General features: G+C 46.9%; 14 protein-coding genes. 5 read left to right on the plus strand and 9 right to left on the minus strand.

Translation table 11 applies throughout. The annotated features are described in order from the left end of the window. The 4 genes from OSQ85_RS11815 to OSQ85_RS11830 all read right to left on the minus strand — a co-directional run bounded on the left by OSQ85_RS11815 (position 1) and on the right by OSQ85_RS11830 (position 1,339). Positions 1-324 carry a type II toxin-antitoxin system RelE family toxin gene (locus OSQ85_RS11815; protein WP_265823342.1) on the minus strand — a complete coding sequence of 108 codons (324 nt, stop codon included), beginning with the start codon at positions 322-324 and terminating at the stop codon, positions 1-3. Then, positions 324-656 carry a hypothetical protein gene (locus OSQ85_RS11820; protein ID WP_265823343.1) on the minus strand — a complete coding sequence of 111 codons (333 nt, stop codon included), beginning with the start codon at positions 654-656 and terminating at the stop codon, positions 324-326. Before OSQ85_RS11820 ends, OSQ85_RS11815 begins: the two co-directional genes overlap by 1 nt. Before the next feature lie 103 nt (positions 657-759). Further along, the gene (locus tag OSQ85_RS11825) at positions 760-1,050 is read right to left on the minus strand and encodes a HigA family addiction module antitoxin (protein WP_265823345.1); all 291 of its coding nucleotides are present in this window, start codon (positions 1,048-1,050) and stop codon (positions 760-762) included. Positions 1,051-1,060: 10 nt separating this feature from the next. Next, positions 1,061-1,339, minus strand: a complete 279-nt coding sequence (locus OSQ85_RS11830; protein ID WP_265823346.1) for a type II toxin-antitoxin system RelE/ParE family toxin — start codon at positions 1,337-1,339, stop codon at positions 1,061-1,063. Positions 1,340-1,561: 222 nt separating this feature from the next. Here OSQ85_RS11830 and OSQ85_RS11835 point away from each other — a divergent pair, with 222 nt between their 5' ends. After that, positions 1,562-3,163 (plus strand): GmrSD restriction endonuclease domain-containing protein, encoded by a 1,602-nt coding sequence (locus tag OSQ85_RS11835; protein WP_265823348.1) that lies wholly within the window; start codon positions 1,562-1,564, stop codon positions 3,161-3,163. Between the two features lie 123 nt (positions 3,164-3,286). Here the strand turns inward: OSQ85_RS11835 and OSQ85_RS11840 are convergent, their stop codons facing one another. The 4 genes from OSQ85_RS11840 to OSQ85_RS11855 all read right to left on the minus strand — a co-directional run bounded on the left by OSQ85_RS11840 (position 3,287) and on the right by OSQ85_RS11855 (position 11,677). After that, complete coding sequence (locus OSQ85_RS11840) at positions 3,287-5,035, minus strand: SLC13 family permease (protein WP_265823350.1); 1,749 nt, start codon at positions 5,033-5,035, stop codon at positions 3,287-3,289. 553 nt (positions 5,036-5,588) lie between these two features. Next, positions 5,589-7,343 carry an SLC13 family permease gene (locus OSQ85_RS11845; RefSeq protein WP_265823352.1) on the minus strand — a complete coding sequence of 585 codons (1,755 nt, stop codon included), beginning with the start codon at positions 7,341-7,343 and terminating at the stop codon, positions 5,589-5,591. Positions 7,344-7,732: 389 nt separating this feature from the next. Then, a complete protein-coding gene (locus OSQ85_RS11850) occupies positions 7,733-9,118 on the minus strand; it encodes a sigma-54-dependent transcriptional regulator (RefSeq protein WP_265823353.1) in 1,386 nt (461 codons plus the stop codon). An 87-nt stretch (positions 9,119-9,205) separates the two neighbouring features. Next, on the minus strand, positions 9,206-11,677 hold the full coding sequence (locus tag OSQ85_RS11855; RefSeq protein WP_265823355.1) for an ATP-binding protein: 2,472 nt from the start codon (positions 11,675-11,677) through the stop codon (positions 9,206-9,208). Positions 11,678-11,971: 294 nt separating this feature from the next. On the opposite strand from OSQ85_RS11855, the gene gdhA reads away from it, so the two are divergent. The 4 genes from gdhA (at position 11,972) to OSQ85_RS11875 (ending at position 18,317) form a co-directional block, all read left to right on the plus strand. Next, on the plus strand, positions 11,972-13,321 hold the full coding sequence (gene gdhA, locus OSQ85_RS11860) for an NADP-specific glutamate dehydrogenase (RefSeq protein WP_265823356.1): 1,350 nt from the start codon (positions 11,972-11,974) through the stop codon (positions 13,319-13,321). Positions 13,322-13,379: 58 nt separating this feature from the next. Then, complete coding sequence (locus OSQ85_RS11865) at positions 13,380-15,956, plus strand: PEP/pyruvate-binding domain-containing protein (RefSeq protein WP_265823357.1); 2,577 nt, start codon at positions 13,380-13,382, stop codon at positions 15,954-15,956. Between the two features lie 94 nt (positions 15,957-16,050). Then, positions 16,051-16,518: a MarR family winged helix-turn-helix transcriptional regulator gene (locus OSQ85_RS11870; protein WP_265823359.1), complete on the plus strand. Its 468-nt coding sequence runs from the start codon at positions 16,051-16,053 to the stop codon at positions 16,516-16,518. Positions 16,519-17,195: 677 nt separating this feature from the next. Beyond that, a complete protein-coding gene (locus OSQ85_RS11875) occupies positions 17,196-18,317 on the plus strand; it encodes a PAS domain-containing sensor histidine kinase (RefSeq protein WP_265823361.1) in 1,122 nt (373 codons plus the stop codon). Here the strand turns inward: OSQ85_RS11875 and OSQ85_RS11880 are convergent, their stop codons facing one another. Then, positions 18,318-19,433 carry an ABC transporter permease gene (locus tag OSQ85_RS11880; protein WP_265823363.1) on the minus strand — a complete coding sequence of 372 codons (1,116 nt, stop codon included), beginning with the start codon at positions 19,431-19,433 and terminating at the stop codon, positions 18,318-18,320. Positions 19,434-19,437: the final 4 nt, after the last annotated feature.

Consider the following 19,437-nt stretch of genomic DNA (forward strand, 5'->3'; position numbering starts at 1 on the left):
CTATTTACCTTTTATTCTTTTCTGAGCCATTTTATAAACGGCTGAATCATCCCTGACAGAAATAATAACAATCCTCATCACACCTTCTTTTCTTTCTATACTGTAAACAACTCTAAGTCCCAGAGCTGAGAGCTTTATCTTCATATATCCCGCAAGCTTGCCAGACACCTTATTGCCCAAAGGTTTACCGTAACCGCCTTCGGTAATGAGCAAAGGATTTGCCGAAACCTTCTTCACTGCTTTAAGAACATGTATTTGCTGAGTTTTATCAAGATTTTTTAAATCCTGTGCTGCTTCCCCTGTGTATTCAACTACCCACGCCATCAGTCAATCTCAACCTCAATATCATCAAGGTCAGCTTCACTTATACCCAGATTGGCAAGAACATCGCCAGAGGACATAAATCCGCTCTGAGAAGCATTTTTCATCCTTTTTTCAGCCTCAAAATATAAAGCGTAGTCCTCCAGAGCCTCCATCATTGCTTCATAGCGCTCAGGCTGAACCAGAACACAAGCGGGAGTATTATTTTTGAGAACAACCTTGAACCCGCTCTCATTAACTTCATCAAATATTTTGCCTGCTTCACCACGGTTAAAGCGTGTGATAGGTACTATTGAGCCAATAATATCTTTTACGGAAAAGTTATCTTTCTTCATTATCGCTCCTTTATGATAGAAGTATAGGCTTAACGATAAAAAAGACAATAAAAAAGTTGATTAATATATCGACATACCTCACTCTCCCGCAATTTGTTTGACTTTAAATAGCGTTTTTAAAATCTTTTACATCAAGTTTGTCAGCTTCCTTTTCTGCCTTCCAGAGATCATACATCATCTGCTGTTTGAGCCAGCTTTCAGGAGTTCCGCCGAATGCTCTGGAAAGTCTTATCGCCATAAGCGGTGAAATCCCTGATTTTCCATTTATAAGTTCAGAGAAAGCTTTTCTGGTTACTCCAAGCCCTTCTGCGGCTTTTGTTACGGACAACCCCAGCGGTTCTAAACATAGCTCTTTAATTGTTTCTCCCGGATGAGGAGGATTAAACATTGCCATTTTACACCTCTCAGTGATAATCCAAGTAATCAACATCAAGGACGTTGCCTTCTTCCAGCCTGAAAATGACTCGCCAATTACCGAAAACAGATACAGACATAAACCCGTCAAGGCTACCTGACAGCTTATGTAAAGCAAGACCCGGCAGGTTCATATCTTCTGCCGATGCTGCAACATCCAGTCTGGCCAGAATAGCTCTCAGCCTTTTTTCATACTGAGGAACAATTCCGGACTTGCTGCCTGTGCTGTAATATTTTTCTAATCCTTTATGCCTGAAGCTGACTATCATATATAAACGCATATTGCAACGTGTCGGGTGTCAATAGTTTTGATTTAACCCTGCGTTCAGCTTCCTGCTTGCAGGTAATATTTTCGATTGGTGTGCTTGTTGTGTTTAAATAAGCCTCTGTCTGATTGCACAATGGTTAATGATGGAGTTGCTTTTTTATTTTTCAAAATGAAAATTGATGTTAAACTATAGAAAAATTATCAAAATCAGGGGGGGAGTACCTTGAATCAAAATATTGCAAGCCGCTTAGTAACAGATACACCATTGATTAAAGATCTCATTAGTGAGATAAAAAAGGGAGAAATTAAAGTTCCACAATTTCAGCGCCCTTTTGTTTGGAAAGAGGAACAGGCTATACGTTTACTTGATAGTATTTCAAGCAGCTATCCAGTAGGGAGTTTGTTACTTTGGAGAACAAAATCAAAACTTGCAACTGAGAGAAATATTGGAGACTTTAAACTACCGGACGCAGATGATATGAGCCCGACTAACTATGTACTTGATGGACAACAACGTTTAACTGTAATTTATGCGTGTTTTGGAGCACCTGACGAAGAAGACGGTTTTAATGTTGTTTTTGATTTAAATAAACAGGAATTTTCAAAAAAAACAGATATAAAAGAAAATTATTTATTTCCATTAAGATGGATTTTTATCACAACAAAATTATTAAATTTTAGGACAGCTTTATCAGAACATCCTGAAGCAACTGTCTTTCAGGAGCGACTTGACAAATTGATTGATATAATAACTAATTATCGAATACCTGTAGTCATTCTCAAAGAGTTAACCGTTGAAGAAGTTTGCCCAATTTTCGAAAGAATTAATAGTTCGGGAACAAGATTGTCAACATACGATTTGATGGTTGCGGCGACATGGACGCAAACTTTCAACTTGAATGATGAGGTTAAAGCTATTTCCGAAGCATTAGAAGCAAAAAGATACGAAGAAATAAGCGGAGATACTATTCTCAAATGCTTATCAGCTATAAAATATACTAGTACAAAAAAAGATACAATACTATCATTAAGAAAGTTGTCACGAGCAGAAATGAATAGCTTAGTCGATACCACAAAAGAAGCATTATTAAAAACGGTAGATTTATTAACAACTGAATTTAAGATCTATAGCTGGGCTTTTTTACCTTATGAAGCAATTTTGGTAATAATTTGCTTTATTTATGCCAGAAAGAATACGCTTGATCAAGAGGCACATATTCGCCTTAAGAGATGGTTTTGGAGTAGTGCTTTCGCTGAACGTTATAGAGGTGCAGCTGATTCCTTGATAACATCTGACTTAACACGTATTGAAGAGTATATAGTAAACTGTAAAGATGTCCCTGGCTTACTTGCTAATATTCCTTCCAAAGATGAGCTAGCTTCTGTCTTATTTCGGAGTAACGTTTCTCGCACCAGAGCATTTATACTGTTACTCGCATCATTAAACCCCCAAAACATTACCAATGGTGCCAAAATTGATGTAACTAATGCACTCTCTGTCTTTAATCAGAAGCAATTTCATCATATATACCCGAAAGCTTACCTTAAAAATCTTAGTATAGATGATCGTCAAATGAATCTTATTTCTAATATATGTATGCTTTCAGCATCAGAAAATAATCTTATCCGCGATAACGATCCAAATAAATATATACCTAATTTAATAGAACAACTAGATGATCGGTATGAAGATATTTTTAAAACAAACTTACTACCAATACTCAAAGCCAATGATTACAGGAAATTAGCATACGATGAATTCCTTGAATTAAGAATCGAGCTCATACATGAACGTATGTCGTTAATGTGCAACGGAAAAATATAATCGACAAATTATAGGACGCTTGATATTTCACATCACATTAAAAAAGGGCACCCTCCCTTCAGGGTGCCCTTTCTTAATAGAGGTCAAAACCGGATGAATAAGCTTCCGGCGTTGCGCACTTAATTATTTACCGGTAATAACTTTTGCCCACTCAGGAACAATGCCGAACTCCACGCCGAAGGCGGGAACAACTATCAGGTAAGTTACCGCGACAGTGATAACTATGCCGAGCACATTAAGCCCGAAGCCGCTTCTTACCATCTGCGGAATGGTGACATAGCCCGACCCGAAAACTATGGCGTTCGGGGGTGTAGCCACTGGCAGCATGAAAGCGCACGAAGCCGCAATAGCCGCGGGAACGGTGAGCAGAAGCGGGTTCTGCCCCAAGCCTACCGCAACAGCCGCGAGAATGGGCATAACCATTGCCGCTGTAGCGGTGTTTGATGTGAGTTCTGTAAGAAAGATAATAAGTGTTGTGACCGCAATTATCAATACAAATATCGGTGCGTGTTCAAGAAGTCCGACCTGCATACCTATCCAGTCTGCAAGCTTTGTGGTCTTAAAACCATCGGAAAGCGCAAGACCGCCGCCGAAGAGTATGAGAACTCCCCATGGCATTTTAGCAGCCCAGTGCCAGTCCATGACAAATTCGTTTTTCTTCATATTTATAGGGATAAGGAAGAGAACAAGCCCTCCTACCATTGCAATGGCAGCATCTGTAACCATTTTGGGATCGGGGAAAAGGAAAGCGAGTTTTGCCCTGAATATCCATGCGAATGCTGTAAGGCCGAAAACAAGCGCAGTCCAGCGTTCCCCGGCACTCATGCTGCCCATTCTTTTAAGTTCCGCTTCGATAAGCTCTTTACCGCCGGGAACCTTTTTGAGCTTCATGGGGTTTGCCACCTTGATAAGCCACAGCCAGCAAAGGGGAAGTGTCACTATAACAAGAGGCACGCCTACAGCAAGCCATTTTGCGAAAGTTATTTCATAACCGAATGTTTTTGACATATATCCGGCAAGAACAGTATTGGGCGGAGTTCCTATAAGAGTCGCGATACCGCCGATTGACGCGGCGTAAGCGATACCCAGCATGAGGTTAAGGCCGAAGGCGAACTTTTCGGGCGAGAAATCTATGACCTTGTCGAGACCTTCTTTTTTTCCTTCCTCAACAACGTGATAAATTATGGCAAGGCCGATGGGCATCATCATAACTGCGGTTGCTGTGTTGGAAACGAAAGCGGAAAGAACGGCAGTGGCCGCCATGAAGCCGAAAATAAGTCTGCTGGGCGAGAAGCCGACAACTTTTACAATATTCATGGCTATTCTGCGGTGAAGGTTCCACCTCTGCATAGCAAGCGCTATTATGAAACCGCCCATGAAGAGATAGATCAGGTCATTGGCATAGGGTGCAGCCGCTTTGCCGGTGGGCATGAGACCGAGTACCGGAAAAAGGGGTATAGGAAGAAGACTTGTGGCCGGAATCGGGATAGACTCACACATCCACCAGCATGCCATAAGGAAAGCAACCGCTGCCATTTTCTGTGCGGCGGGCTCCATACCTGCGGGTGCGGGGACAACAAGCATAAGTACAAAAAGAACAGGGCCGAGAATCAGACCGATGAACTGGCGTCTGGTGTATTCGCGGGGCTCATCCTCTTTCACGCCGTCAGGGCCTGTCTGGAGTCTGCGCACATGCTCAGCGGGCGCCTGCTCCATCTCGTCTGCGAGGTCGATGCTTTTTTCCTCTCTCTCATCAGCGGATGAGAAGTGTTGGTTGTGGAATTTCCTGAGTAATGCTTTGGGACTATAAAGCACGAGTGCCTTTGTCTCGTCGTGCCAGTCCCAAAGCCTGCTCCAAATAGCTGTCATCATAAACCACTCCTGAAACAAAACTTAATGAACTGGCGCTTTAAAAGCAACAAGCGTACCATATTCCTTGATAATCTTATTAATTTTTATCCGCAATAACCCTAAACACCTTATAAAAAAGAGATAGAAAAATTTAAATTTATAACAGACTATAATCTCGTTATAATTTTTGACAATATTGAAAAGCAGATTTGCGGCGGAAATTCGCCAGATAAAATTAATTGTAGACATTTAAATATTGATAATAAAGGAATATTTACCGAATAAGCAAAATGGCGGAAATTCGCCAGATAATACAAATAGAACAGAGCCATATCGATTCTGCATAAAATATTAACTTAAAAAGCAACAAATGAATATGTAATTAAGGCTTTGACCATTAAAACACGTCTTTTGTTCTATTTTAACCCTCGGTATTTTATAACGAGGTGTCTTTTACGTCTCATTTTTGTCTGTTATTTTACGCATGTGCAGATTTCCGCCACCTGAAACAAGGTTCCCGGAGCCCTGCACGGCTCCGGGATAGGTGATGCGGCATATTATTGCCGTTGATGCCTTATTTTGTTACTGCTTCTGTGAGAACCGCCCAGTCGGGAAGAACACCTATCTCAACACCGAATAACGGGATGATAAGCGCGTAAGTTATTGCCACTGTGATAACTATGCAGAGAATATTCAGCCCGAAGCCGCTTTTTGCCATCTGAGGAATCGTCACATAGCCTGAACCGAAAACAATTGCGTTAGGCGGTGTGGCAACAGGGAGCATGAAGGCGCATGAGGCTGCTATGGCAGCGGGAACAACCAGCAGAAGCGGGTTCTGACCGAGACCGATCGCAACAGCCGAAAGAATGGGCATAACCATAGCCGCAGTTGCTGTGTTTGACGTAAGCTCCGTAAGGAATATTATGAGCGTTGTTACGGCTATAATAAGCACAAGGATGGGCGCATGCTCAAGAAGACCGACCTGAAGACCTATCCAGTCCGCAAGCTGCGTTGTTTTAAAACCGTCAGAAAGACAGAGGCCGCCGCCGAAGAGTATAAGAACACCCCAGGGCATTTTAGCCGCCCAGTGCCAGTCCATTACAAATTCGTTTCTTTTAAGATTAATGGGTATAAGGAAGAGTATGCATCCGCCTACCATGCCGATTGCGGCATCCGTAACCATTTTGGGGTCGGGGAAAAGGAAGCTTAGCTGCGCTCTGAATATCCATGCAAGGGCTGTGAGCGAGAAGACAAGAAGAGTCCAGCGTTCACCAACGCTCATCCTGCCCATTTTTTTAAGCTCAGCCTCTATAAGGTCTTTGCCGCCGGGAACCTTCTTAAGTTTCATAGGGTTAGCAACTTTTATAAGCCACAGCCAGCAGAGAGGAAGAGTTACCAAAACAAGAGGTACGCCAACAGCAAGCCATTTGGCGAAGGTTATTTCATAACCGAATGATTTTGAGAGATAGCCCGCAAGAACAGTGTTGGGAGGCGTGCCTATCAGGGTTGCTATACCGCCTATTGATGCAGCGTAGGCAATACCGAGCATGAGGTTGAGACCGAAGGCGAATTTCTCCGGAGAGAAATCTATTATTTTATCAAGCCCTTCCCTTTTTCCTTCCTCAACAACGTGAGCAATGATGGCAAGGCCAATGGGCATCATCATAACTGCGGTTGCGGTGTTTGAAACGAAAGCGGAAATAATACCTGTCGCAACCATGAAGCCGAGTATCAGTCTGCTGGGCGAGAAACCCACGACCTTAACTATATTCATCGCGATTCTGCGGTGGAGGTTCCACTTCTGCATGGAGAGCGCGATTATGAAGCCGCCCATGAAAAGATATATAAGGTCATTTGCATACGGCGCTGTGGCCTTGCCCGTGGACATAAGCCCCATTATGGGGAAAAGAGGTATGGGCAGAAGGCTTGTTACAGGGATGGGAAGAGATTCGCACATCCACCATGTAGCCATAAGGAAAGTGATTGCCGCCATTTTCTGAGCTTCGGGGCTCATTCCGGCGGGTGTGGGTATAATAAGCATAAGGAAAAACAGTGCGGGTCCGAGAAACAGGCCGATTTTCTGTCTTAATGAGTATTCCCTCGGCTCCCCCTCTTCGATTCCGCCGGGGCCCGACTTGAGCCTGCGCGCGTGCTCCGCGGGGGCATCGGACATTTCGTCCGCGAGATCAACACTTTTTTCTTCCTTCTCGGTTGCAGACGAGAAGTGCGTGTTGACGAATTTTTTGAGCATTGCTTTGGGGCTGTACAGCACGAGAGCCTTGGTGTCATCGTGCATGTCCCAGAGTCTGTTCCAGAATGCTGCCATCATAAAAGCCACTCCTAAAATGAAAGTTATAAAACCTGTCATATTAAAAGCAACTCACATACCAGCTTCTGTATTTTTTCTGACAAAAAATATGAACACCCGCTAAAACCCCTTTGATTACAGGGTTCAATGAATTTTAAAGATACAGCGGGTTATAATTTCGTTATAGAATACGGACATATTATGGACGTAATAAAAGGCGGAAAACTGCCATCGGCTACAGCATCATATGTCATATATATATATATCAGCAAAAAGGATTCGGTTTTTTTGCACCCCCGTGGCAAATTTCCGCCTTTTAGGGGCAATAGAACACCCGCAGGAGAGTGTTGTAAAATCTGACACATATATATAGGTATAGCCTCACCATGAATATACATATAAATAACTATTTAATGGTCATTATGCTCAATTTTATATTTATCCAGTTTATAACGCAGTGTTCCCCTCGCAGTTCCAAGAAGCTTTGAGGCCTGCGCCACGTTGCCGTCGGTCATAGTCAGCGCCTTTCTTATTATGCTTTCCTCATACCGGGAAACAGCATCGTCCAGCACAAGCCCCTCCGCCGGAACCTCCACACCCGAAGGCGCTTCACGCCGCACCTTGCTCCCTCTGATCTCCTGCGGGAGAACATCCTCGGTTATCACCTCGGCATCTGTCATTATGCAGATCCGCTCCACAACGTTCTTAAGCTCACGCACGTTGCCCGGCCAGGGATACTCCATAAACAGGTTCAGGGCGGGGCGGGCTATGTCCTTAACCTTCTTTTTAAAATCCGTGCTGAATTTCTTTATGAAAAAGTCCAGAAGGTTCGGAATATCCTCCTTACGCTCCCTCAGGGCGGGCAGGCGGATAGGGAAGACATTCAGCCTGTAGTAGAGGTCTTCCCTGAACTGCTTTTCATCTATGGCTCTTTTAAGGTCTCTGTTGGTGGCTGCGATTATGCGCACATCTATATCTATGTTTCTGGTGTTGCCCAGTCTGCGGAATTTTCTGTCCTCAATCACACGGAGAAGCTTAACCTGAAGGCTCATGTCCATCTCACCTATCTCATCCAGAAAAAGGGTTCCGCCGGAAGCCTCTTCCAGAAGGCCTATCTTGCGTGTTTTCGCATCGGTGAAGGCTCCCTTCTCGTAGCCGAAAAGCTCTGACTCAAGCAGGTTGTATGGGAGAGAACCGCAGTTTATTTCCACAAACGGCTTTGCGCTGCGGGGAGAAAGGTTGTGAATGGCCTTTGCCACAAGCTCCTTGCCTGTGCCCGATTCCCCGGTGATGAGAACCGTGGCGGCCTCATGCTTTGCCACTTCCTGAATCTGGGAGTAGATCCGCTTCATCTCCTCGCTTGCGCCCACAATCTGCATGGCAGAGGCAAGAGCCTCACTCCCTCTTTTAAGATGGCGCACCTCTCTCCTCAGCTCCTGAGTTTCGAGGGCAAGACGGACAATAAGATGTATAGCATCCGCCTTGAAAGGTTTCTTTATATAGTCATAAGCGCCCATTTTGAGGGATTCCACGGCGCTTTCCACTGTTCCGTATCCGGTTATGATAATTACAAGAAGCTCAGGGTCTATGTCTTTCAGAGCCTTAAGAACGTCCAGCCCGCTTGTGGAGCCGAGGTTGAGATCAAGCAGAACAAGATCTATCTCCTCCTCAACGACTATATCAAGGGCATCCTCGCCGCTGTGCGTGATGAATACGGTGTACCCGTCAGCACTCAGAACTCTCTGGAGGTTTTCGCAGATGAAAACCTCGTCATCCACAATCAGTATCTTTTCCATATATCCATGCCTCTCCCGCCGCCTGCCGGGGCTGCGAAGTGCAGTTATATACAGCAGAGCGGGAAATTACGCCATATATATATTCTTTTACTTAAGATTTCCCTCAAAAGGAAAAAACAGTATGAATCTGCTCCCCGTACCCTGCCTGCTCTCCGCCTCAATCTTGCCGCCGTGCTCTGAGACTATGTTGTGAGTAATAGCAAGTCCCAGACCAGTACCCTCCGCCTTTGTGGTGTAGAAGGGTTCAAAGATATTGGGCAGATCTTCCGGGCTTATACCCATGCCGGTATCGCTGAATATAAGCTCTATGCCGCCTTCGGCGCGCTTGGCGGATATGCGCAGACTGCCGCCGTTCTTTATGGCATCCAGAGCATTTGTAAGTAGGTTCAGGAATGCCTGCTTAATTTTGTCAGGGTCAAGGCTTATCATGGGCAGTTCAGGCTCCACATCTGTTTCCAGAACAATCCTCTGTCTCTCACACTGCTTTTTAACAAAGAAGAGCGTGTCCGAAAGTATGTCTGCTATGTTTGCCATGCGCAGCTTGGGCGGAACAGCGGATGCAAAATTAAGAAGCCCGTCCACAAGCCCCTCAAGCCTTTCTATCTCTTTCAGTGAACGCTGTATAAGCTGTCTGTCAGCATCGTTTTTCAGGAGCCTGTCATGCAGGTCATCCAGCATGAGGCTTATCCCGGTGAGCGGGTTGCGTATCTCATGCGCCAGCCCGGCGGAGAGCCTGCCCATTGAGGCGAACCTGTCCATTCTGGCCATCTGTTTGCGCAGCCCCACTCTTTCGGTAAGATCCTCCACGGTGATTATGTTTCCGTCCGCATGCTCCATCACCATGGGCAGACCGGCTATCCTCAGGTGCATGTTCCGTCCGCCGTCCTCTGAGTCAATATAGCGGCTCCAGCGTTTTGTGCGCCCCTCTGACTGAAATTCCTTTATTACACTTATTACCTCCGGCTTATGCTCCAGCGCATCTTCCAGAAGTCCCCCCTCTGCCGTCTTTGCCAGCCGGAGAATCGTCATGGCGGGTTTGTTTATGAATGTTATGCGGTTGTCCTTATCAAGAGTGAGGATGCCTGTTTCTATATTTTCAAACACAGTGGTTTTGAAGTTCTGTTCAAGGATGACAGCCTCTCTGGATGCCTCAAGCTTCTGCATGGACTCCATAAGACTCACCCGCCTGTTCTCAAGCTCACGCGCCATGTCGTTGAATGATCTGGTGAGCTGAGCCACCTCATCGCCGCCGGAAACATCCACATTAGGCACTGCGCCGTCTCTGGTGACGCTTTTTATAGCCAGATTCAGCCTCTCTATGGGGTTGGTTATGCTCCATGAAAGCCTGTAAGCCACGGCCAGAACCGCCACCGCCATAATGGAAATAAATATGGCCATGCTGCTGACAAACTTATCAAGCTCGCCCCTGATCACATCGGAAATCTTCACAGCGGGCATATGAAACCGGCTTATCTCAGCGCCTATAGTCACCCCGCCGAACACTCCGTGCGCCGAGTACACCCCGGAGGAATAGCGTATGGGGGCGTAGGCCATAATCTTCCTTGAGCCGCCCACGTTGGTTACGTCCACCACCCCTTTGCCCCCTTTCAGTACATCCGCTGCGGCAGCAGGGTAGTTTTCATGTATGAAGCCGGTCTTAAACAGATTAAAAGGAATATCCCCTGCCTGAAGCCTCGCAGCGTTATACTCACCCCTTGTTCCCGTCAGCGTGCCGTCAGTATTGTAGCCGCGTATGTCCCACTGCTTAGGGTGAGTTATTATCCACCCTTCATCATCAAACATGAAAGAGTAGTCGGCACTTTCATAGGATGCCTTCCTGCTGCTGTCCTTTCCGTCCGGGGAGATGTGACGTGTAAACTCCATAAGGTGCATGTGATCCAAAGAAATAACAGCCACTCCCTTTAAGCTGCCGCTTTCATCATAAACTGCTCTGGCAAAACGGATAACTCCCTCATACGCGGTATCGGCCCCGTTTTTTTCAACTTCGTTTTTATGGATAAACCAGCCGCTTACCCTCGAAACGTAAACCTCTCCGTCCGGAAGCTCAAGGGTACGGGCAAAATAGTCTTCGGATTTGTACGTGGTTCCTCCGGGTGCGGCAACATTTCTGCGGTCATACGCGGGAACGCCGTCTATAAGCCTGATCATCTCCGTGCCGTCCGGGCTTATGAATGCAAGCTCGCTGTAAAGAGGAAGATCATGCAGCTTTTCACTGCCGTTGTCCCAGATACGGACCGTGCCTCTGTGCCTGTCGTAGAAGTCCCTGTACTCGGCTTCTTTCGGTTCCAGCAGCACAAAGCTGTTCAGGTCGTTCTCCACGCTTCTTAAAAAGATTGATACTGTGTCTGCGACTGTCTGCGCGCTGAGAACAAGGGAGCGTGTTGCCTGCGCCTCCAGTGCGGAGGAAGCGCTTTTGCGCAGATACTGCTCAACTGCGCTGAGGTTCCGTGCGGCATAAAAGCCCAGAACCCCCAGAGGAAACAGAGACAGTGCCAGAAAGGCTATAAGAACTTTTTTGTGAAGGCTGTAAAATTTCATGGATAACAGAATATAACTTACAAAAGGGAAAATAAACCCCAAAGAATTTTATTACTATATAAGGTACAAATGAAATGAACATAACTTTATGCCGATAGAATCTCCACTGACCTTAGTTTATAATACCGCATTTTCCAGGATAAATAAGGATAATACGGCAAATATCAGATAATAAAGATATTTATTTTTTGTAATAATTCTTACAATTTTCCCGATTTCATGTATAATGAATCATTCAGGAAATTTATTGATTGTTTTCCTAAAAACAAATGTAACGGCTACAGGAGTATTTTAATGACCAGAGTTATGCATGAGAAAATTGAATCAATCTACAAGCAGGTTATTGCGAGAAACCCCGGAGAGTCAGAGTTTCATCAGGCTGTGAAAGAGGTTCTGGACACACTGGGACCTGTGCTTGTGAAACACCCCGAATACGCAGAACAGAAAATCATCGAAAGAATATGCGAACCCGAACGCCAGATTATCTTCCGCGTTCCGTGGGTTGACGACAAAAACGAAGTGCAGATCAACCGCGGCTTCCGTGTTCAGTTCAACAGCGCCCTCGGACCCTACAAAGGCGGACTCAGGTTCCATGAATCAGTCTATCTCGGAATCATAAAATTCCTCGGCTTTGAGCAGATATTCAAAAATGCGCTCACAGGCCTGCCCATCGGCGGCGGCAAAGGCGGCTCCGACTTCGACCCCAAAGGCAAGTCAGATCACGAAATAATGCGCTTCTGCCAGAGCTTCATGACTGAGCTTCACCGTCACATCGGCGAATACACTGACGTACCCGCAGGGGATATAGGCGTGGGCGGCCGTGAGATAGGTTATCTCTTCGGTCAGTATAAAAGGCTCACCAACCGCTATGAATCAGGCGTTCTCACCGGAAAAGGGCTCTGCTACGGCGGCTCCAAGGTGCGCACTGAGGCCACAGGCTACGGCGCTGTCTTCTTTGTGGATGAAATGCTGAAAACCAAGAAAGAAAGCTTCGAAGGCAAAACCTGTGTCGTTTCCGGCTCAGGCAATGTTGCCATATACACAGTTGAAAAAATACACGAACTCGGCGGAAAGGTGGTTGCCCTTTCTGATTCCGGCGGCGTGATTTACCATGAAAAAGGCGTGGATCTTGAGCTTGTTCAGCAGCTTAAAGAAGTTGAAAGAAGAAGAATCAAAGACTACTGCACATACCACAAGGATGCGGTTTACCGTGAGAAAGGCAATATATGGGAGATACCCTGCCAGGTTGCCATGCCTTCGGCCACTCAGAATGAGCTCAACGGCAAGGATGCGCAGATACTGGTGAAAAACGGGCTTCTCGCCGTTGGCGAAGGGGCTAACATGCCCACCACTCCGGAAGGTGTCAAAGTGTTCATAGACGCAGGCATCCTCTACGGCCCCGGCAAAGCTGCCAACGCAGGCGGAGTTGCCACATCAGCCCTTGAAATGCAGCAGAACGCAAGCCGCGATTCATGGAATTTTGAGTATACGGAAGAGCGTCTCCGCAATATAATGAAGAATATCCACACGGATGTTATGACCGCTGCGGATGAATACGGCTCACCCGGAAACTATGTTACAGGCGCAAACATTGCGGGCTTCAAAAAAGTCGCAAACGCAATGCTCGCAATGGGTATCATATAACACAACAATCTGCGGGGAGGCCTTCTACGGGCTTCCCCGAACCTTTTAAAGGGAGCGGATGAACGCAAAGCAGGAAAGGGTTAAGACCGGCCTGAGCGGGCTGGATTCCGTTATAGACTGCCTCCGCATGGGGGACAATGTGGTGTGGAATGTTCCGTCCTTTGCGGAGTATGCGGCATTCGTGCGCCCTTTTGCACGTCAGGCCGTTGCAGACGGCAGAAAGCTCTGCTATATCCGCTTTGCAGACCACCCTCCACTGGTTGAGGATGATGAGGCGGAGGTTTTCAGCCTTGAGGCGGACACAGGCTTCGGCCAGTTCGCGGAGCATGCCCACCGCATAGTAAAGGATCAGGGCAAGGGTGTTTTTTACATCTTTGACTGCCTGTCATACCTGCTGTCATCATGGGCTTCTGACAACTCTGTCGCAAACTTCTTCCGCATAATCTGCCCTTTTCTTTACAAGCTTGACACCGTGGCATTCTTTGCTGTCTATAAAAACCATCATTCATCGGAAACCATCAACCGCATACGTGAAACCACGCAGGTTATGATGGAGATCTACAATGACGGAGCAAACCTTTATGCCCACCCGCAGAAGGTGTTTGAGCGCACCAGCCCCACTATGTTCCTGCCGCACAGGTTTGAGAGTGCGGAGAACTTCACCCCGGTAAAAAACAGCCTTGAGGCCACCAGCCTTTTCCGCACACTATGCACCGCCCCCGGAGCGGGAATAAGGCGTGCGATGGATGCATGGGACAGAGTGTTCATAAGGGCTGAGGCAATTCTGGGCACAAACAAGGAAACAGAGAAAAACGCAATGAAGGAGAAGCTGGTCAGTATGCTTATGGGCAGGGATCAGCGGATAATATACCTCGTAAACCGCCATTTCAGCCTCGCTGACATGCTGGAAATAAAAAACCGCATGATAGGCACAGGATTCATAGGGGGCAAGGCGGCAGGCTTCCTGCTGGCCCGCAGGATTCTGGAAAGAAAGCGCGGCAGACCCTTTGAAAAGTATATGGAACCGCATGATTCGTTCTTCATCGGCTCTGATGTCTTCCATTCATTCATAGTGCACAACGGCTGGTGGGATCTCTTCATGGAGCAGAAAACTCCCGAAGGCTATTTCAGAGCCGGAAGAAGGCTCGAAAAGCTTTTCCCTCAGGGGAAACTGCCGCCTGAAATCAAATCAAGAATCAGGGAAATGCTGGACTACTTCGGGCAGTACCCCATTGTTGTCCGTTCAAGCAGCCTTCTTGAGGACGGCTACGGCAACGCCTTTGCAGGCAAATACGAAAGCTTCTTCTGCTCCGTCATGGGTTCGCCGGAGGAAAGGTATGAGGACTTTTTCCGCTGCATGAAGCTGATATACGCCAGCGCCATGAGCAGGGACGCTCTGGAATACAGGCGCAACAGAGGTCTTGAGGATGCGGATGAGCAGATGTCGCTCCTTGTGCAGAGAGTTTCCGGCAGCTATCAGGATCACTATTACTATCCGCATGCGGCGGGCGTGGGTCTCTCCTACAACACCTATGTGTGGAACAGAAACATAGATCCCGAAGCGGGTATGCTCCGTATAGTCATGGGGCTGGGAACAAGGGCTGTGAACCGGGTGGAGGGCGATTACCCCAGAATAGTTTCCCTCTCCGACCCGGAGATGATCCCCCTCTCGGACATACATAACAAAATGCGCTACTCACAGAGGGATCTGGACGTTCTGGATGTTCAGAAGGACGGCAAACACTGTGTGTCGCTTATGCAGATAACAAAGGGGGAGCTCAACTTCGACCTGAATGAGTTTGCCCTCCGTGATTTCGAGACGGAACGCAGGCTTGAGGAGCGGGGCAGGCTTAAGCAGCACATATGGATTCTCACCTTCCAGAAGCTTCTGCGCGGCTCATTCCCGGAAGTGATGAAAAAAATGATGAACAGCCTTGAAGCGGAATATAAGAATCCGGTGGAGATAGAATTTACCCTAAACTTCACAGAAAACTCGGAATACGTGATAAACCTTCTCCAGTGCCGCCCTGTTCAGAAAAGCACCCGGAGCGGGGCGGTGCACAAGCTCGGCGATACTCAGCACAACAGGATTCTCCTTGAATCAAACGGTCACTTCATGGGCGGAAACGTTCATATATCCGTCCACTGGCTGGTGTTTGTGGATGCTGAGAAATACTCAGCCCTCAGCCTGACCGAAAAATACGATACTGCAAAGGCCATATCGATGATAAACAAAAGCGTCCGCGCTCTGGGCAAAAACGCTGTCCTCTTCGGTCCCGGCAGATGGGGGACAAGCACACCCTCCCTCGGCGTACCCATTGTTTTTGCGGATATAAACAGCTTCGCCGCAATATGCGAAATGGAGTATGATGCCGGCGGGCTTTACCCTGAGCTCTCCTTCGGCTCGCACTTTTTTCAGGATCTCGTGGAAAACGGCACATTTTACATGGCACTTTTCACGGAAAAAAAAGAGAGCATGATAAATTTTGTTGAGATAGAACGCTTTAAGGAAATATCCGGCACAATTGTCGAGGCTGAACCACATATCGCTGATGTTATTAAAATTTACGATACTGATGGAAGAGCCTTCCTCAACTCTGACATAGAAACCCAGAAAGCGGTCATTCTCGCCTGAACCGTTACCATCCGCTCACTTTGCACTTCTTAACAATCGCCCATAAAGAAATGTGCCATATTATTGTTTAGCAAGCAAAGGGAAGGTGGAACTTATGGAGCGCAAACTGTTTCTGCATCTGTTTTTGAACATTTCAAAACTTCTGGAAGACCGGATTCGTGAAGACCTTGATCCCATGGGCATATTCCACGGGCAGGGTAAAGTCCTCGCCGAGTTATACAAAAATGACGGCATGACCCAGATAAGTATAGCCAAAACCCTCGGCATATCACCTGCGACCGTCACTAATATGGTGAAAAGAATGGAAGCGGGCGGTCTGGTAAAACGCTACAGTGACAAACACGACGACAGAGTTATCCGCGTTCACCTCACCAAAGAGGGGAACAGGTCTGCGGAGAAAGTTATTGAAGTCTGGGAAAATATAGACGGCTACATCAGAACTCTGATGCCTGAAACAGACCTTGAGTCACTTCACAAGGTGCTGGATAAATTAAGATTCGGTCTCGGCGGAACAGACGAAGGGTGTGAATCAGACTGTAGGGAATCTGTTTTACAGTCCTGATTTAACAGCAAAAATCCGCGTGTCGGATTGATGCACACGCTCGCGGGCGGATGAACCGCCCTTCGCTGCGCACGGCGCAGTGTCTTTTCTTAATAATTCAAAATTTACCATCCATGGAAATTTTGAATACACGCTCGCGGGCGGGATAAACCCGCCCTTCGCTGCGCACGGCGCAGTTCCATCCATGGAACTGTTTTACCATGGAACTGTTTTGCGTCATTGCGAACCCTGCAAGGGTGAAGCAATCTCTCAGTATATTAGAGACTGCCGCGTCAGGCTGTGCCTTCCTCGAAGTGACCCAATACGCCGCATAAGCGGGGTAATGCGGAAGAAACCCATAAATATCATATTTATACAAGCTTCGATAACCATAGAAATATGTGATACCTGCCCACACAGGTACAGCGGCACAGTGATGTCTGCAAAATTATTCCGCATTTAAACATTTGTCATAAAAGCACTTTCCCACACCAACCCTTTTATGGGTTCCGTTCTCAAGATTGTCCTCCCTACTTTACCCCGGCTTTTTCCACGCTTTGTTACTTGTTGCCTGAAAGCAACAAGTGTGGTACTGTGCAGTATACATATAAATAGTGATGCATACTCACTATAAACATGTATATTGATGCATAAAACAAACAATAAAGGCTGATGCCTTAAATTTGAGAAGGGGTAAAATGTTTATTAAAGCTGACCTGAGCAGAGTATTTGACGGAGTTCCGGTTGCTGTTCATTCAATTAATCCCGAAGGTGTGTTTGAATACGCAAATACCAGTTGGCTGAACCTTTTCGGTTATCCTGAATCTGAAGTTCTGGGAAAACACCTGACCGATTTTATTCACCCGGACTACAGGACAAAGGCGGAAAACAAATTCCGCGAATTTACCGAAAAAGGCGAGCTTGAAATGCTGCACATGAAATTCATAAGGAAAGACGGAAGTGAGATCAAAACTTCCATACACTCCTTCGCTGTGTACGGAAGCAGCGGCACATTCATGCGCTCGTACGCTTTTGTCGAGCCTTACAATGTCCAGCCTGAGCACACAAACTCCTGCCCTATGCCCACCCAGGCGGATGTGAAAAATGAGTTTGTAAACGAGCTTCTGGCAGCAATATCCCACCACTGGCGTCAGCCGCTCAACGCACTTGGGCTGAATATACAGAACCTTTCAGAGTCCTTCACCTCCTCAGAGCACGAGGAAATGTTCAAAGAGTTTGAAAACATCAGCATGTCCATTATTCTGGAAATGTCAGAAACAATAGACACATTTAAAGATTTCTTCCGTGTGCAGGAGGACGGCTGGTTCAGCATATCAAAAGCTGTGGGGCAGACTCTGAGCATGTATGACTCGCTCCTGAAAGAATCCGGTGTTGCGGTATGCGTAACCTGCAACTGCGAAGAAGGGCAGACAGTTTTCACACCGGAGCACAGGCCTGTCTGCTCCGGTTTATGCAAGCTGGCATCAGGCAGCGAGATAAACTTCAAACAGGTGATGATGCATCTGCTGAGCAATGCTGTAAACGCTATAAAACGCTCAGGACAGATTCACGGAAAAATACACATCAATATCACAAACTTTAAAGGCGGGAAAACAGTCGAGGTCGTAAACAACGGCGGAGGCATAAGCAAGGAGATAATGGAGCGGATCTTCGAGCCTTATTTCACCACCTCTGAGGTGGGGCAGAACAAGGGGCTGGGGCTTTACCTCGCCAAGACCCTTGTGGAAAAATCCCTCGGCGGAACACTGAAATGCACTGCCGAAAAAAGCACAACGACCTTCACAGTCGCAATAAAATAGCTACTCCAGCCGCCGCCTGAAAAGCACTCCTGCCAGTGTCAGGTTCAGGGCGGCTATATACACAAGGGGCAGAGCGTTTGCAAAAACATTTGCCGCGCTCATATCTTTCAGATAAACCCCTTTAAGCACAATAAGAAAATGCTTAAGGGGATTTATCTGCATTACAGCCTGAAGCCATGAGGGCATGTTTTCAAAAGGAGCGGCAAAGCCTGAGAGAGCCACAGCGGGAACCATGAACACAAATGCGCCGAGTATCGCCTGCTGCTGGGTCTTTGCCAGTGATGATATAAAAAGACCTATCCCCGTAACCGAAAGCGCAAATACAAACAGCGCAGCATAAAGCATCAGCACAGAGCCTCTGAAAGGAACGCCGAAAACAAAATACGAAAACAGAAGAATAACGCTCCCCTGAGTCATCCCCACAGCCATGGGGGGAACTGTTTTGCCGGCAAGGATCTCCCATGGCATAAGCGGAGAGACCAGAAGCTGATCAAATGTCCCCTGTTCCCTCTCTCTGGCAACTGAAAGAGATGTCAGCACGATCGTTCCCACCATGGTGAGTATCCCCATCAGTGAAGGTACATTAAACCACATATAGATAAGATTTTCATTATAGAAACTCCGCCCGCTCACCACCGCGGGGAGCGGCTTTCCGCCTGCCTTTTGCCTCAGCTCATCAGAGTATGTATTGATCACTGCGCTGATATAGCCCATTACAATCTGCGATGCATTGGACCTCCGTCCGTCCAGCAGAATCTGGATCTTCCCCTGTTCCCCTGCCTCTATCCTGCGGGAGAAGTCCTGCGGAATGCTGAGAACCGCAAGAACATCCTGCTCATCAATTGCGCTGTCAGCCTGCCCGTGGCTGTTCAGAAAAACCACCCTGCCGAATGTCTTTGAACCTGCAAACCTCTGCACAAGCTCATAGCCGTGCTTTCCGCCGTCCGAATTGTTTATTCCCAACGCAACATTTTTCACCTCCAGAGTGGCGGCGAATGAGAATATAAAAAGCTGAACAGTCAGCGGAGCAATGAGCACTATGCGGCTTTTCGGGTCACGCCATACTGCATGTATCTCTTTTATCATCAGTGCCTTTATTCTGTTCAGCCTGCCCATGTCC

The organism is Geovibrio ferrireducens, from assembly GCF_026226615.1.
GTDB lineage: Bacteria > Chrysiogenota > Deferribacteres > Deferribacterales > Geovibrionaceae > Geovibrio > Geovibrio ferrireducens.